The organism is Oceanobacillus sp. M65 (assembly GCF_052246275.1).
GTDB classification, from domain to species: domain Bacteria; phylum Bacillota; class Bacilli; order Bacillales; family Amphibacillaceae; genus Oceanobacillus_B; species Oceanobacillus_B jordanicus.
The window spans coordinates 69,306-86,202 of the sequence record NZ_JBQQCJ010000005.1 but is presented as its reverse complement, the minus strand read 5'-3'; the positions used below and the strand labels follow the sequence as shown (position 1 = coordinate 86,202).

Sequence of the window (16,897 nt, the reverse complement as noted above, 5' to 3'; positions counted from 1 at the left end):
GTGACGTATCTCCAATCGGAGCTTATTTTTTACCTTTTACATAATCGGCATTGAACAGGAACAATCTCATTAATAGAATTAGCGAAGGTATTAGTAGTAAGAGTCCTGCGATAAAGACAATAATGAGTGCAATTGCTGTAGATTCAAAGGTAACACTGTCATAGATATTAATATATGGATACAAAATATATGGTAAATGGCTTGCGCCGTACCCAAAGAATGCGAAGAAAAACTGCAACATAACACTAATAAATGCCCACCCATAGCATTTCCCAATATAAATGAGCCACATGGCGATCATAAAGAACCCAACCGATAGGCCAAACATCCACCATAAATCAAGCATTTTATCATAATGCACTTCATTATGCTGCCCCAACGCAATAAAAGTGGTCAGAGACGCAACGATGGTAGGCGTTGCCCAAAACAGGGCATATTTCCTAACCAACTGTAATGCTTTTTGGTCATCTGCCCGCGCTGCATAATATACAAGAAAAGTAGCACTGATGTATAGAACAGAAACAAGCGCAAGAAACACAACACTCCAAGAGTAAGGACTTGTAAATAAAGCAAGATAGTCAAGGGATACAGTTCCTCCACTCTCTGTAATAAATCCACCTTCAGACAAGGTCATCGCGGTGGAAAGTGAGGCAGGGATTAGTAAGCCTGTTGCCCCGTATAAAAACATGTAGACATTACTTCGCTTCGATCCATAATTCTCAAACGCGTAAAAGGAACCGCGAATTGCCAGCAGAATAATGGCAATACTCCCAGGCACGAGCAATGCCGTCCCATAATAGTATGCCGAATCTGGAAAGAAACCAACAATCCCTACAAAGAAGAAAACAAAGAATACATTGGTTACCTCCCAGACCGGGGAGAGATAGCGCGAAATCAATTGATTAATGATATGGTCATTCCCTGTGATCTTCGCATAATAGGCAAAAAAGCCAGCGCCGAAATCAACAGATGCTACGATAAGGTATCCGTACAAAAAGATCCACAGAACTGTAATTCCGATTATTTCATAGCTCATTCTTTATCCCCCTCTTCAATCGTTGGGTACCTCTTCTCTAACTCTTCCTCTGCCGGTTTCCCCTTAAAGAGCTTTCGTAGCACTATGACACACAATGTTCCGAGAACAATGTACAGAACAAGGAAGAAGATAAACATCAGGCCGATCTGCGGCGATGTGGTGGCCGCTTCATCAACTGTCATATAGCCACGCAAAATCCATGGCTGTCTTCCAACCTCTGCATAAACCCAACCGAACTCTGTTGAAAGCATTGCGAGTGGGCCTGATAAGAAAAGAAGTCGAACCATCCATTTATTGTGCTGATCCCATTTCTTTATTCTGCTTACGATAATATAGAGCAAGGAAACAGCGATTAAGAACATACCGATCATTACCATCAAGTCAAACATATAATGGACCCAAAGGGGCGGTCTTTCGTCTTCCGGGATTTCATTTAGCCCGGTAACTTCACTCTCAAAATCGCCATGTGCTAAGAAGCTCAAAAGACCAGGCAGACGGATTGCACCAACTGGATTATCCTCATTATTCAGCCAACCAAAAAGCACAAGGTCAGCGCCTTCTTCTGTTTCAAAATGCCACTCTGCAGCAGCAAGCTTTTCTGGTTGATGTTCTGCAAGAAACTTTGCAGATATATCACCAGCAAGTGCGGTCAGTATAGAAAACACAAATACAAGAGTCATTGTCAGCTTCAGTGCTTTTTTATGATATTCCGATTGTTTCTTCTTAAGTAGACTGAAGGCTGCAATCGTAGCAAGAATTGCAGCAACGGTAAGATAAGAAGAACTCAATACGTGAATAACTTTTGAAGTGGTGGCCGGATTAAACATTGCCTCAATCGGGTTAATGCTTGTAAATTGTCCATCCTCCATCGTGAAACCATCTGGTGTGTTCATAAAGGCATTCACTGTGGTAATAAAGAATGCAGATAACGCCCCTCCAATAACGATCGGCAAAGAAAACCACCAATGAGTTAGCGGATTTTTAAAACGATCCCATGTATAAAGATAAATTCCTAAAAAGATTGCCTCAAAGAAGAATGCAAATACTTCCATAAATAAAGGAAGGCTAATAACATTACCAGCAAGCTGCATGAAATTTGGCCACACTAAGGATAGCTGTAGTCCAATAGCAGTACCGGTTACTACACCCACTGCCACGGTAATAACAAAACCTCGTGTCCAGCGTCTTGCCAGCATTCTATAATGTTGGTCGTTCTTTTTCACTCCGATAAATTCGGCTATGCAAATAAGTAACGGTACACCAACACCAAGCGTGGCGAATATAATATGGAAAATTAATGTCATTGCAGTAATTAATCGGCTCATCAAAACCGGATCCAAATCAAACATGCGTAAACCTCCCTGATTAAAAAGAGTTTGCTCAGTACTGATCAAACTATCATCTATTTAAAAACTCACAAGCTAAACGCCAGCAAGTAAGCACGGTATATACTGTTCATTTACGGTGTACCACTAAATTATAACGCAGTTCCGTGCATTAATGTGTACATGGTAATGACAATCACGTGACATTCCTCACGCCCATGCTGACAAGCTGTTTTTATTTTTAACCATGTACCCTATTATCATACACTCTACACCTTGATTTAATTGAACGTAAGGACGGTTGGTTGGCTGGACCTCTTTTACGATTGATTGAATCAGCCTTGTCGTTGATTGGGCCTCTTCTATGATTGATTGAATCAGCTCTGTCGTTGATTGGGCCTCTTCCATGATTGATTGAATCAGCCTTGTCGTTGATTGGACCTCTTCCACGATTGATTGAATCAGCCTTGTCGTTGATTGGGCCTCTTCTACGATTGATTGAATTAGCCTTGTCGTTGATTGGACCTACTTTACGGTCGATTGAAACGGAATCTTGATTGATAGGCCTGATAATATGCCTTCACAACAATAAGCTTGTTGAAAGGAGGCATGGTTTGCTATCATATAAAAAGATCAGTTAAAGGAGAATCATCCAATGTAAAAAATCCCGTGAAACAACGTACTTATATTAAAACTATATTAAAGAAGGGATTTTATATATGAGCTTACATGATGAAGTGCAAAAAAGACGAACGTTTGCCATCATTTCCCACCCAGATGCGGGAAAAACAACCCTAACGGAAAGGTTGCTTTTATTTGGCAATTTGATTCGTTCAGCAGGCACAGTAAAAGGGAAAAAGACAGGCAAATACGCAACCTCAGATTGGATGGAAATAGAAAAACAACGTGGTATTTCTGTTACATCTAGTGTAATGAATTTTCCATATAAAGACTACCAGGTCAATATTTTGGACACACCTGGACACGAAGACTTCAGTGAGGATACGTACCGTACACTTACTGCCGTAGACAGTGTTGTCATGATCATTGATGCAACAAAAGGAATCGAAGCGCAGACTAAGAAGCTTTTTAAGGTTTGCCGCATGCGGGGGATCCCTATTTTTACGTTTATTAATAAGATGGATCGCGAAAGCAGGGAACCACTTGATCTTATGGAAGAAATTGAGGAAGTACTCGACATTGAAACTTATCCGATGAATTGGCCAGTAGGAATGGGAAAACAATTCCTTGGTATTTTTGATCGTCAAGGTAAGCAGTTTATTCAATTTAATGGAAATGAAGAGGAAAACTCCATTCCCTATGATGCTTTAAACAATGAAGAACATGCAGAGTTACGTTCCCAATCAAGCTATCAGGTCGCCAAAGATGAATTGGAACTACTTGACGAAGCTGGGGACTCCTACTCTCTAGACGCTGTTATGGCTGGGGAACAAACACCTGTATTTTTCGGAAGTGCATTAGCACCATTTGGTGTTCAAACATTCTTTGACACGTTTATTTCCATGGCTCCTGCCCCTGTTCCGCGGAAATCAACAGAGGGGCTTATCCAACCTGATGAGGAAGAATTTTCAGGGTTTATCTTTAAAATTCAAGCAAATATGAACCCTGCACATCGGGATCGCGTGGCGTTTCTGCGAGTTTGCTCCGGAAAATTTGAACGTGGTATGAGTGTAAAGTTGGCTAGGGCCAACAAAGTGATAAAGCTTTCGCAGACCCAGCAATTCGTTGCTTCATCGAGAGATACAGTTGAAGAGGCATATGCTGGTGATATTATTGGAATTTATGATCCCAACATCTACCGAATCGGTGATACCTTAGTTTCTGGTAAAAAACAATTTGATTATGATGAACTCCCTCAATTTCCACCAGAATTATATAAAAAGGTAACAGCTAAGAATGTTATGAAGGGAAAACAGTTTAACAAAGGTATTGAGCAGCTTGTACAAGAAGGGGCTATTCAATTATTTAAAGGGTATCGCAATGATGCACGTATTATTGGTGCTGTTGGAGAATTACAATACGAAGTATTCCAACACAGAATGAAGGCGGAATATAATACGGAAGTTATGTTAGAGTCTATCGGCGAGCGAATCCCAAGATGGTTAAATGAAGACAAATTAGACCCCTCTATTTTCGATGAGCGTAGTATGCTCGTGCAAGACAGAGAGGGCAATTATGTAGCATTATTTAAGAACGATTTTGCTTTAAATTGGTTCCATGATAAATACCCAAAGGTTGAACTCATTGATTTATTTGAATCCAACCAATATAATCAATAAAAATTTAGTATATTAAAAGGGCTGCCTCTTTGTCGGTAAGACAAATGGCTGCCCTTTTTTCATATGCAACCTTAACAAGTATGTTGAAGGTGCTATTACATTTTAAAATCAGGAATCCCCATGAACTCTAGAGATTCTTCCAGACTGGAAAACGCACGGACCGATTCATAGGCACCTGCACTTCTAGATAAGCGATTTAACTCCATTTTCAATGTCACATTAGGTGCAATAGTAGCGTTCTTTTCAATGTTGCTACCAACCCAACTCATTAATTCGCCCCATACTTTGTTCACCTCAGGCGTAGCAACATTCTGGATGGCACTATTATCATTTAGAAATTTAGTAATACCAGGCTGACTTAATACGCGTTTTACTTCTTCCGCCTGCTGTTGTGCTTCTTCCACAGTCTCAGCCATTTCATAATACTTAAAAAATAGCACGTCCTTATAAATTTTTATTTCGTATTTGTCCATCACTATTCCCCTCTTTTTCCATATAAATCTAATACTATGTATACTGCATGAATTGCTATTAGGAATCCCTGCATATAAGTTCAATATTTACTTCATCTCTATTTTTGTTGGGCCAGTGTCTTCTAGTTTCATAGAGGTTTTTCTTGCCAACTTTTACAGATATCCAACTATAAACCACTGGATTAGACCCAAAGTCAATCATAACATTAACCTGTGTAATTATGTATGTAGAAACTCTCTCTTATCACCTGTCCAAATATTACCAATTAGAGGGCCTTCTTTTACTATCGGTTATTAGAAATGAACAATTAAATGAAAACCTTTTTATATCGTGCTTATAAGGGGTAGTTATGGTAAATATTACAGAATTATGAACAACATAGAAAAAAACAATTTCATGTCGGTTTCAAAAAATAGCAGTACTCACCCTATATGTAAAAAGAAAAGACCAAATCACATCGATTTGGCCTGCTAATTACTATGTTATTTTCAAAAGTTTAATTTAAAATCAGACTTGCTTATTTTTCAATCTCGTCCTCTACAATTTCGTACGTGTCTTCCTTCGCCTCTTTGATGAAGTGACACGGTTCTTCGCCGGAAATGATCGTCAAATCATGCATCGCTCTTGTACAAGCTGTATAAAACAATGTTCGATCCTTTTCCTTATAATGGCTAGAGGATCCGTCAGGTATAATTACAGCATCAAACTCGATACCCTTAGCCAAATATACTGGGAGCACAATGAAACCCTTAGAGAAACCGTATGTCTCTTCGGTTATTTGCGTAACAGGTACGGCTTCTTTTAGTTCCTTGTAGACACGCTCTGTTTCCTGTACTGTTTTACATATAACCGCAATCATCTCATGGCCTTTCTCTAAATAAGCCGATCTCTCTGTTAGAATAGAACGAGAGCTGTGGGACGGATCGGTTAATCGAAGTAACGTGGGTTTGTCACCATTACGATTAAATGCCTCGATCTCTTCCACACCAGGAGCAAATGCTTTAGTAAACTCTGTTATTTGTTTGGTCGACCGATAGCTTTTTGTAAGTGTAATTCGCTCGTGTTCAGCTTCTTGTATGCCGGGTACAAGCGGATTTTCCTTTGTTACATTAACATAAATAGCCTGGTTGATGTCACCAAGTAATGTCATGCGAGTATAGGGAAAGAGATGTCTAATAAAAGCAAACTGAAACGATGAGTAATCCTGCGCTTCATCAATTAATAGCTGACGGACTGCACGCTCCTGTTTATCCCCAATGAGTTTACCTTTAAAATAAAGGTATGGTGCTGCATCCTCCCAGGTCAGGTGGTTATCGGATAAGTCATCTATCGTTTGCTCACAAATCGCATTCCAGTTCTTCGGAGTATCTTCCAGCTCTCTTGTGGTTGAAAACAGCAGTCGGAAGTTTTTTGCAACGTGCACAAAATCAAAATTCTCTATTTGTTTGCGCAAAGTACCGAACATCTTTCTGACAACTGCCTTACGAAGGACCTTCTCCTCATTCACAAACATATCCTCATCTAATTTTTGAGCTTCATAATACGCTTTTAAATACGCTTCTTTATCAAGCAACTCGACCTTTTCCATTACCCAATCCTTTTTCACTTCCTGCCTTTGATACTGCTTTAGTTCACTTTGCAGCCATTTTGCAACGATCTCCATTTTATTGACCGGTGTTATGGCTTCATCAAGTGAATAAAAGTACTCGCTGATCTCCTCTTTGGATATTAATATCTCCCCACGGAAGGAAATATTTTTAAATTGTATCCCTTCTATCCGTAGCATCTCTACATAGATGTCAATCAATTTCTTGAAGTCCAATGTTGCTTTATATTCCATACTACTAAGTCGAGTTTGATAAGCATCACTGTTCTCCTTTGTAAGTACGTACTCCATCTGTTCAAAAGGGGATTCTACGGTAAAGCCTTCTCCAATTCCCTCCCTTAGATACTCAAGAAAAGTGGTCTGTCTAACATTCGCTTCACCCAACTCTGGAAGAACATTTCGAATATACCCCCCAGTGAATAAAGGGTTTGGCGAAAAAAGAACGACGTTTTCAGGGTTTAACTCCTCCCGGTATCGGTACATTAAGTAAGCAATCCGTTGAAGTGCGGCGGAGGTTTTCCCACTACCTGCCACTCCTTGGACAAGTAGCAATTTACTGCGCTCTTCACGGATAATCCTATTCTGCTCCTTCTGTATGGTAGCTACAATATTTTTCATGTCCGTGCTAGCATTATGTCCGAGTGCTTCTTGAAGCATTTCATCCCCTATCGTGATTCCAGTATCAAATAGACCTTTAAGCATTCCGTCTCGAATAATAAATTGCCGTTTTAATGATATCTCACCTTCTATCGCACTGTTCACGGCATTATACGAAGCATTACCCAAGGCATAATCGTAATAAAGGCTCGATATAGGTGCACGCCAATCATAAACAAGAAAATCTTCATCCTGTCTATCCAAAAAGGAAGATATTCCAATATAGAGTTTCTCTACCTGATCATCACCGTGTTCCTTAAAATCAATACGACCAAAATATGGAGACTTCTTCATTCGCTTTAATACTTTCAGCTCATCACCAATTTTTCCATGAAATCTTTCTTTTTCTGCTAAAAATTCGGCCTGCTGTTTTATACTGGCTTGTGTTTCAATGACATCATCCGGTTCATCAAGGTTGACGGTAACATCATCCCAAAAGGTTTTTCTTAGTTCAATTACATCTTCCTTTAAACCCGTCGCCTTAGAATATAATGCTGTTTCTTTACGCTCGATTTCCTTTAGCACATAATCTATACGTTCTTGTTCTTCCATTCGATCCTTTGGTCCCACGCTCATTACATCAACTCCAGTTCATTTTCGGAATATATATAGTTGACTTTACTTATAGTTAATGATACAATATATTTGGAGATAATATACGTTTAGATTAACAAATAAGTAACTAATTAAGCTTACCATCTTTTGCGGTACACTGCAATAATTACTTTTTATGGTTTTTTGTCGATTAAACTATCTTATATACGTTTAAGTAAAAGTAGCAAACCCGTTGTTTGCTACTTTTTTTGTACTCTTTTTCAAAATACTGAACTCGAAAACCCATTCACCATAATATATTTCACATTTTTGACACAAACTATTTGACAACTTTGTGAACAAGGTGAATAATATAATTATGGGAGGATGATTTCTATGAAAACAGGTAAGAAAATGTTAAATGCCGTTAAAATTGCAGGGTCAACTGTACTTACACTTGGGATCGTCATCTTTTTATATGGATTTTTCGTAAGCGATTACAGTGCAATCACAGGTATTGGCATTGGTACAATCATGGGGGCAGTATTCATCTTTTTAATGGGTGTGTTTTTTGTAGCAACGGAAGAGGTTTTAGAAAAATTTAGCAAACCGAAAATCCTTAAATAGGGAGCGCATCAGGCGTTCCTTTTTGTTTGGAAAAAATCATACATCCTCCTACGTTAAATAGTCACCTATACATATTTACGGTTTTAAGTGTTGTTTTTACAATCTCTGTTTTTCCTTTCTTGTAAAACGGGTAGAGTTTAAGTAGAGAAGTTTAAATTATTTTAGCCTCTTACACCATAGAAAGAATTTAACAGGGAAGGATGATAATATGAAACAACGAATTAAAATTATACGTGCCGTCAAATATACAGGCGCTGTCATCTTGACAGCAGGCATATTGATATTCTTATATGGCTTTTTCATTAGTGATAAGAGTCTTTGGACTGGTGTTGGTATCGGAACCGTAATGGGAGCAGTTTTCCTCTTCTTGATGGGTGTATTTTTCGTTGGGACAGAAGAAAAGTTGAAAGAACGTTATGGTAGGTTAGAATCTAAAACCAAGGATTCAGAGTGAATGTTAGCATACAAAGTGAATTACTATTGAAAAAAGGAGTGCTCGTTAAGAGCACTCCTTTCGTAATCCTTACATATATCCCCAAATTAATGCTAGTAATGAACCGAAGACTGTCACTACTGCAATAAAAACACCGTAATAAACATTAGATAGAATTAAACCACTATCCTCTGATTCTCTAGCATGCATGAACACCATTAATTGCAACATTGCTTGAACAAACGCTGTGACAAGTAAGATTGTCATGCCTAGTGCGAACGACATATCTACGAAGTATACCAATAAAGCAACGGCTGTTAAGACAAGGGAAAATACAAATCCCATTACCTGTTTTAGTGGAAATAATTCCTTCATTTACATCATTCCTTTCAGATAGATGAAGCTGAAAATAAAGATCCAAACAACATCTAGAAAGTGCCAATAAAGAGAGAATATAAAGGATTTATTTGCAGTTTCAGGTGTGAAACCACGTTTTGCAACCTGTATCAGGATAAATAATCCCCAGAACAAGCCTAATGTAACGTGTAATCCGTGTGTTCCTATCGTTGTTAACAATGCAGACGTGAAGGCACTTACTGTTATGCCAGCTCCTTCATGGATGTAATGATTAAACTCATAGATCTCCATACTAAGGAATCCTGCACCAAGAACAAGCGTGATGATAAAGAATGTCATCATCGCTTTCTTGTTTTTAAGCCTCATTGCATGCACTGCTAAACCAACGGTAAAACTACTTGTAAGCAGTAAGATTGTTTCGATTAATACTGGTGACAATTCAAAGATTTCTGCTCCACTCGGTCCACTTCCATGACGTCCTTCTAATGTAAAGTAGGAAGCAAACAAAGTACCAAAGAGCATAATTTCTGCTCCAATAAAGATCCAGAAACCTAATATATTTAAACGACCCTGTTCAGAGCTATACTCTAACGGCTGCGAGTGATCCAATTTCATTATTTTCCACCTCGCAATTCAGATTCTGTTTTTTCAATTTCCTCAACAGGTATGTGATACCCGTGATCCTGCTCAAAGGAACGATGAACTAAACATGCGACAATACCTAACAAGGCAATAGCAACACCAATCCATATGCTAAATATAAAGGAGAACCCTAGAACAAAGAACAGTGAACTCATAATAAATGGTACACCACTATTATTCGGCATGTGGATTTCTTTTAATTTTCCACTAAATAGCTTATGGCCGTTATATTTGGAATCCCAGAATGCTTCACTTGAATTCACTTGAGGAACTTCCGCAAAGTTATATTCCGGTACTGGTGTACTTGTTGCCCATTCAAGAGAACGTGCATCCCAAGGGTCGCTTCCGATATCTCTTGAAGCATAGCGAGTACTGTAATAGATATTGTAAACAATGATGATAAACCCAATAGCTAACATCACTGCGCCAGCAAATGACAGCATATTCCAGAAGCCAAAGCCTGTGGATTCAGAATAGGTATACATACGGCGTGCCTGACCATCTAACCCGGATATAAACATCGGGAAGAATGCTACACATGTACCGACTGAAATAAACCAAAATGCCCACTTACCAATTCGTTCGTTTAGCATAAAGCCAAACATCTTAGGCCACCAGTATGTTAGACCAGCCAGCATCGCAAATACTACACCTGGAATAATAACTAAGTGGAAATGCGCTACAAGGAACATTGTGTTGTGATATTGGTAATCAGCTGCTGACATACCAAGCATAACACCTGTTACCCCACCTATTGTGAAGATAGGTAAGAATCCTAGTGAGTACATCATCGGAACTGTAAATCGGATACTTCCTTTATATAAGGTGAATAACCAGTTAAAGATTTTAATACCTGTTGGAACAGCAATCGCCATTGTGGTAATAGAGAAAATACTGTTAACCATTGCTCCCTGACCCATCGTAAAGAAGTGATGGACCCATACTACGAACGATAGAACCGAGATAATTACCATTGAAGCAACCATCGATTTGTATCCATATAAATTACGCCTTGCAAAGGTAGAAATGATTTCACTATAAACACCGAATGCTGGAAGCACTAATATATATACCTCCGGATGTCCCCAAACCCAGAACAGGTTGGCCCATAGCATATCCATTCCACCATTACCTGTTGTGAAGAATTGCGTGCCGAATAAACGGTCCATTGTTCCCATTGCAAGTGCAACAGTAAGAACAGGGAATGCAAAGGTAATGATTAAGTTGGTTATCAATGCAGACCAGGTAAACATCGGCATCTTCATAAGCTTCATGCCTGGTGCACGCATTTTAAGAATTGTTACAATAAAGTTAATACCCGTTATTAAGGTACCTATACCCGCAATCTGAATGGCTATCATATAGTAATTCGTTCCGACCGACGGGCTAAACTCATTACCTGCCAACGGAAAATATGATGTCCAACCAGAGCTTGGCGAACCACCAATAACAAAGGACAAGTTAAATAACATCGCGCCCATAAAATAAAGCCAAAAGCTTAGTGCGTTTAAACGCGGGAATGCTACATCTCGTGCACCAATCTGTAATGGTACAACAAAGTTCATTAAGGCAATAATAAACGCCATTGCCATGAATATGATCATAACAACACCGTGTGTTGTAAATATCTCATTATAATGTTGCGAGTCGAGCAACTGAGCGTCCGGTGTAGCTAACTGTGCACGCATCATTAGTGCGTCAACGCCTCCACGGAAAAGCATAAGGAGCGCAGAAATTAAATACATAATACCAATACGCTTATGGTCAACGGTTGTTAGCCATTCGCGCCATAGATAACCCCATTTTTTAAAGAACGTTAAACCAGCGATAATTGCAAGTAGGGTAATCCCAATTGCAACCATGGAGGCATATATAATCGGACTTGGATGAGGTATCGCAAAACGTTCAAAGAACTCCATATTTTTTACTCCTTTCAAACCTGCTATAAAGTGAAACTCCATTTAAAAAGGAATTATCGAATAGTCAACCGCCTTTTCTCTTAAAAAACTTCACATGCTCAGGCCGGCATGGCAGCACATACGCTGACACACGCCGACCTTATTGTTTAAAACTAGGACATTACTTTCAATTAGTGTTCATGATCTTGCTCGGAATGGTCACTGTGTTCTTCATCTGAATGGTCAGAATGCTCATCATGGCTTTCTTCTGAATCTCCACCATGATTATGACCACCATGCTCCCCTTCTGGTGCAGGCATGAACTCTAGGTGTGTACCTGTGAAGGTTTGTTGACCAAGATGGCCTGGTTCCAGAAGTTCTTCAAACTTATCTTCTGTTATTGGGTCTGCAGTCGTTTGCACTTCCTCCACCCATTCATCAAACTCATCTGGTGAGACGGCATTTACATTGAACGTTTGCTCTGCAAATCCTTCCCCACTAAAGTTAGCATTTCTACCAGAATATTCACCAGGAACATCTGCTGCTAGATGAAGCGTTGTTACCATATCGGACATCGCGTACTTCTGTCCACCCAATTGTGGTACCCAGAAAGCACTTATTGGGCCGTATGAATACAATCTAAATTCAAGCGGGCGATCTGTTGGTACATAAAGATAATTCATTGTTTCTATGTTTTCTTCCGGATAGCTGAAATGCCATTTCCAATCAGAAGAAGATGCGTAAACAACGAGCGGTTCTTCATCATACCCTTCTGGTGTTGCTTCAACCTTGTAGTTACTCTCTACCGATACAAAAGAAAGATAGGCTACAATCAGAACAGGAATCCCTACACAGATTGCCTCAACCCATACATTACCTTCAATATGTGGCGGCTTATAATCCTCGGGCTGTTTAGACGCACGATATTTAACCAGCATAAAAATTAAAATTGCAAAGACTGCAATGACGATAAACGACATAATTCCAATGGAAAGTAAGATAACATCTGCCTGCGTCTGTGCTTGTGGTCCCTTTGGATCCAATACAGCTAATGGCTCACAGCCTGTTAATACAGTAAGTACAGTGAGGATAGCTGCTAGTATCATCCATTTTATTTTCATAGAGATACTCCTTCCTTATAAATTAGCTATATTCTAAAACTACAAAACTATTATTGTTACAAACTTCACAAACATATTATTATCTTAATACCAGATAAGGAGAAAAACAATTAAAAAGTATTTTCTGTCATAAAATGTTCATGGAAATTAGAACAAAAAGTGAACATTTTACAGATGGGGTTTCATAAGCACTTTTAGAAGAGAACATTAGCCCTGACAGGTTAGCTCAATTCAGCGTTAGCTCGGTCGATGGGAACGTGTTTCTGGTTGATTCCCTCGCTTTTGTGGTCGATAGGATATCCTTTTGTCTATTCACTCCCCCTTCTCACAAAAACAAAAACTCCGCCATCAATACTAATTTCCGTAAAAAAAGCCAACCCTATAAGGCTGGCCTCTTTTTGTACCAAAATGCGATCCATTCTAATATATTTTAAACCAAACGCTTTGTCCCAAAGTTATCACAATACCCGTTTCGCCACTTGCTCCTCCAGTAACTCTTTAAAATTATGGAAGGCCAATTGCTCTGTTTCTTTCACGCCATATTGTCGTACTGTAACATCCCCGCTCTCTATTTCTTCATCTCCAATGACAAGTGCATATGGAACTTTCTTTATTTGGGCTTCCCTTATTCTGTATCCTAGCTTCTCATTACGTTCATCTATGTGAACCCTGATTCCTTGTTGTCGCAATTCACCCTGAAGCTTTAAACAATAATCTACATGTACTGCAGCAACAGGAAGTAATTGCACTTGCACAGGTGCCAGCCAGACAGGAAATGCCCCGGCAAAATGCTCGATAAGAATTCCAAAGAAACGATCAATCGAGCCGTATATGGCGCGATGTATAACCACTGGCCTCTCCTTTTCCCCTTTTTCGTTAATATATGTGAGGTCAAATTTTTCCGGCATTTGAAAATCGAGTTGAATAGTGGCGCACTGGTGGCTTCGCTTTAATGCATCTTTTATGTGAAAATCAATTTTCGGACCATAAAACGCGCCATCTCCCTCATTCACCTGGTATGCGACACCCATTTGCTTAAGCACATTTTCTAAAGAATTTTCTGCATGATCCCAGAGCTCATCAGACCCGAGGGATTTCTTTGGACGTGTTGATAGCTCAACAGTATATGAAAAACCAAATGCCCGGTACATGGCATCCACCAACCGAATTGCAGCCTTTACTTCCTCTTCAATTTGATCCTCCCGCACGAAGAGATGGGCGTCATCCTGGCAAAAGGAACGAACTCGAAGCATTCCATTCAAGGCACCACTGTACTCATGCCTGTGAACCTGGCCAAATTCTGCCATTCGTATTGGTAAGTCTCTGTAGGAATATAAATTATTTTTGAAAATGAGCATATGGCCCGGGCAGTTCATTGGCTTCATCGCAAACTTTGTATTGTCTACTTCAGAGAAATACATATTCTCTTTATAATGATCCCAATGGCCAGATTGTTCCCATAACCGCTGATTCATCATAAATGGTGTCCGAACCTCTTCGTAACCAGCTTTTGTTTGTAGTTCTCTTGAGAAAGCTTCTAATTCATTTCGGATGATTTGACCTTTTGGTAAGTAAAATGGCATCCCTGGTGCTTCCTCTGAAAACATGAACAGCTCTAATTGTTTCCCTAACTTCCGGTGGTCACGTTTTTCCGCTTCCTCCCGTAATTGAAGATATTCCTCCAGCTCCTTGTTTTTACGAAATGCTACCCCATACACCCGCTGCATCACTTCATTATTCTGATCACCCTTCCAGTATGCGCCGGACACATGTGTTAGTTTAAAGGCTTTTACCAAACCAGTTCGTGGGAGGTGTGGTCCACGGCATAAATCGATAAACTCCCCTTGCTGGTAGATGGAAATCTCAGCACCCTCCTCTAAATCTTCAAGGATATCCAGCTTAAAGGATTCCCCCTTTTGTTCAAATAGCTCTCTCGCCTTTTGATACGATAACACTCTCCGTTTTATTTCCAGGTTTTCTTTAATAATGCTGTTCATTTCTTTCTCAATCATTTTCAAATCCTCATGCGATAAACTCTTTGTTAGCTTAACATCATAATAGAAGCCATCTTCAATGACTGGTCCAATCCCTAATTTAACCTCATTAAAGCAGCGTTTTAATGCTTGTGCCAAGACATGTGCTGTACTATGACGCAGCACATCTAACGCCTCCTCGTCCTCTAGTGTTAAAATAGATAACGGACCACCTTTCACAAGAGGCTGTGCCATATCTACAAGCTGCCCATCAAGCTTCCCTACTATCGCTCTCTTCGCCAAACTTGCACTAATGGATGCGGCAATCTCCTTAACTGAGATCCCTTTTGAATAGCTTTGGACTTGCCCATCTGGAAATTGAACACTTATTTTCTCCATAAAAATTCCTCCTTTAAATATTAAAAAACGCACTCATCCCAATAAAGGGACGAGTGCGTTTACTCGTGGTTCCACCCAACTTCCCAATGAAATACTTCATTGGCTTTGGACGCTTTAACGCAGCGTAGACGGTATTGGTTACTCTACTTTCCCCAATACGGCTCCAAGGTGGTGTATTATTTTCCTTCACTGGGAAGTTCGCAGCAATTCTTCCCTCTCTGTCAGCTGTAAAAATAATACCTATCCTTTTCCTAGCATTTTTTTATTAGTAAACTTGCCATCAATCGATTTGTCACGATTTTGTACTTGAGTCTTCAAAATGTTACGACGTTGTCTTTTGTTCCATGGCTATAAGTTTTATTTTCCTAACATAAAAAAACACATCTATCCCGGTATAAGGGACGAATGTGTATGTTCGTGGTTCCACCCAATTTCCCAATGAAATGAAAGATATTCACTGGCTTTGGTTGCTTTAACGCAGCAATTACGGTATTGGTTACTCAATTTCCCCGATACAGCTCCGAGGTGGTACATTTATTTCCCTGCGTTAGGAAGTTTCCAGCAAGCCTTCCCTCTCTGATAACCGGTAAAATAATGCATTTCCTCTTCTTCACTACCTATAACTGATTTTTATATATGCTATTACAAATACTTGAAAAAGGCAATACCTTTTTTCAAAAATTCGAAATGCCCTTACGAAGTCTTGTTTTACTTCTTGGCTAGACAGGGAAGAGTTGAGAAAAAGGAACCGCTCTAGGAGGAGTTATTATGCATCCGTGGAAAATTTCACTTTCACTTATATATCTACTCTTTTTCGCTGGTATGATTTTTGTGAATTATTCTGTTGGATCCCAAGTAGGTCAAGTTGCCAATCAGGATCCAGCCCTTATCCAGCCAGCTGGGTATGCATTTTCAATATGGGGACTCATCTATTTACTTTTGTTCATTTGGATTATAAAAGGTTTTTTCGCTCGCGACCCAAAAGCAGATCTTTACAGAGAACTACGTTTTATGATTCCCTTAAATTTTGTATTGAACAGCTTGTGGATTATTACCTTCACCCAGCAGATGACCCTGTTATCAGCAGGCATTATTATTTTATTATTGCTTTCACTAGTAGGGATTTATCAAAAGGTACACCGCCATAAGGCCAGCAATACGTGGGACTATGCACCTTTTTCAATTTATACTGGATGGGTATCTTTAGCCACTATCGTAAATGTTTTCACTTATGTAGAACGAAGTATCGCGCTCTCCTTTATTGGGATAGGAGAAGCAGGTTGGACGCTCGTTGCGGTACTCGGTATTAGCTTGGTTGCTATCTCCATCATTCTCTATCAAAGGGATCTGTTTTACCCACTCGTGTTAATTTGGACGTTTAGTGCGATTATGATAAATCTACAGAGTAACGCACTACAATGGGTGCTTATCGGCTGTATCATCATTGTGAGTGCGTTTATTTTATACAGCTTCTTCACAAGACTTAAAAGACGGAGGCACAGAATTTTTAGCTAG

The 16,897-nt window shown here is 39.5% G+C and carries 14 protein-coding genes and 2 other annotated features; of the genes, 4 read left to right on the top strand and 10 right to left on the bottom strand.

Translation table 11 applies throughout. The annotated features are described in order from the left end of the window. Positions 1-22: 22 nt before the first annotated feature. From ACTWPF_RS17265 to ACTWPF_RS17255, 3 genes are all read right to left on the bottom strand, one after another. Positions 23-1,036, bottom strand: coding sequence for a cytochrome d ubiquinol oxidase subunit II (locus ACTWPF_RS17265; RefSeq protein WP_238019349.1), 1,014 nt, complete (start codon positions 1,034-1,036; stop codon positions 23-25). Then, positions 1,033-2,385, bottom strand: a complete 1,353-nt coding sequence (locus ACTWPF_RS17260; RefSeq protein ID WP_161464668.1) for a cytochrome ubiquinol oxidase subunit I — start codon at positions 2,383-2,385, stop codon at positions 1,033-1,035. Before ACTWPF_RS17260 ends, ACTWPF_RS17265 begins: the two co-directional genes overlap by 4 nt. Before the next feature lie 186 nt (positions 2,386-2,571). Next, positions 2,572-2,811 (bottom strand): hypothetical protein, encoded by a 240-nt coding sequence (locus ACTWPF_RS17255; RefSeq protein WP_443149941.1) that lies wholly within the window; start codon positions 2,809-2,811, stop codon positions 2,572-2,574. A gap of 269 nt (positions 2,812-3,080) precedes the next feature. On the opposite strand from ACTWPF_RS17255, the gene ACTWPF_RS17250 reads away from it, so the two are divergent. Continuing rightward, on the top strand, positions 3,081-4,661 hold the full coding sequence (locus tag ACTWPF_RS17250; RefSeq protein WP_379554822.1) for a peptide chain release factor 3: 1,581 nt from the start codon (positions 3,081-3,083) through the stop codon (positions 4,659-4,661). A gap of 95 nt (positions 4,662-4,756) precedes the next feature. On the opposite strand, the gene ACTWPF_RS17245 is transcribed toward ACTWPF_RS17250, so the two are convergent. Next, a complete protein-coding gene (locus tag ACTWPF_RS17245) occupies positions 4,757-5,134 on the bottom strand; it encodes a hypothetical protein (protein ID WP_161464952.1) in 378 nt (125 codons plus the stop codon). 518 nt (positions 5,135-5,652) lie between these two features. Next, positions 5,653-7,974: an RNA polymerase recycling motor HelD gene (helD, locus tag ACTWPF_RS17240; RefSeq protein WP_443149940.1), complete on the bottom strand. Its 2,322-nt coding sequence runs from the start codon at positions 7,972-7,974 to the stop codon at positions 5,653-5,655. A 354-nt stretch (positions 7,975-8,328) separates the two neighbouring features. Between helD and ACTWPF_RS17235 the strand changes: the two genes are divergently transcribed. Both ACTWPF_RS17235 and ACTWPF_RS17230 read left to right on the top strand, forming a co-directional pair. Then, a complete protein-coding gene (locus ACTWPF_RS17235) occupies positions 8,329-8,559 on the top strand; it encodes a hypothetical protein (RefSeq protein ID WP_106895523.1) in 231 nt (76 codons plus the stop codon). Positions 8,560-8,767: 208 nt separating this feature from the next. Beyond that, complete coding sequence (locus ACTWPF_RS17230) at positions 8,768-9,013, top strand: hypothetical protein (RefSeq protein WP_106895522.1); 246 nt, start codon at positions 8,768-8,770, stop codon at positions 9,011-9,013. Between the two features lie 69 nt (positions 9,014-9,082). Here ACTWPF_RS17230 and qoxD read toward each other — a convergent pair whose 3' ends face one another. The 5 genes from qoxD to thrS all read right to left on the bottom strand — a co-directional run bounded on the left by qoxD (position 9,083) and on the right by thrS (position 15,382). Then, positions 9,083-9,367: a cytochrome aa3 quinol oxidase subunit IV gene (gene qoxD / locus ACTWPF_RS17225; RefSeq protein WP_036576949.1), complete on the bottom strand. Its 285-nt coding sequence runs from the start codon at positions 9,365-9,367 to the stop codon at positions 9,083-9,085. Next, positions 9,368-9,964, bottom strand: a complete 597-nt coding sequence (gene qoxC / locus ACTWPF_RS17220) for a cytochrome aa3 quinol oxidase subunit III (RefSeq protein ID WP_058950361.1) — start codon at positions 9,962-9,964, stop codon at positions 9,368-9,370. After that, complete coding sequence (gene qoxB / locus ACTWPF_RS17215) at positions 9,964-11,910, bottom strand: cytochrome aa3 quinol oxidase subunit I (RefSeq protein ID WP_161464698.1); 1,947 nt, start codon at positions 11,908-11,910, stop codon at positions 9,964-9,966. The genes qoxC and qoxB overlap by 1 nt, the downstream gene beginning before the upstream one ends. A gap of 170 nt (positions 11,911-12,080) precedes the next feature. Beyond that, positions 12,081-13,010: a cytochrome aa3 quinol oxidase subunit II gene (qoxA, locus tag ACTWPF_RS17210; RefSeq protein WP_036576943.1), complete on the bottom strand. Its 930-nt coding sequence runs from the start codon at positions 13,008-13,010 to the stop codon at positions 12,081-12,083. Positions 13,011-13,468: 458 nt separating this feature from the next. Beyond that, positions 13,469-15,382 carry a threonine--tRNA ligase gene (gene thrS, locus ACTWPF_RS17205; RefSeq protein WP_443149939.1) on the bottom strand — a complete coding sequence of 638 codons (1,914 nt, stop codon included), beginning with the start codon at positions 15,380-15,382 and terminating at the stop codon, positions 13,469-13,471. A 42-nt stretch (positions 15,383-15,424) separates the two neighbouring features. Then, positions 15,425-15,644: a binding site (T-box leader), on the bottom strand. A 132-nt stretch (positions 15,645-15,776) separates the two neighbouring features. Further along, positions 15,777-16,002 (bottom strand) — a binding site (T-box leader). 148 nt (positions 16,003-16,150) lie between these two features. Between thrS and ACTWPF_RS17200 the strand changes: the two genes are divergently transcribed. After that, positions 16,151-16,897, top strand: coding sequence for a tryptophan-rich sensory protein (locus ACTWPF_RS17200; protein ID WP_443149938.1), 747 nt, complete (start codon positions 16,151-16,153; stop codon positions 16,895-16,897).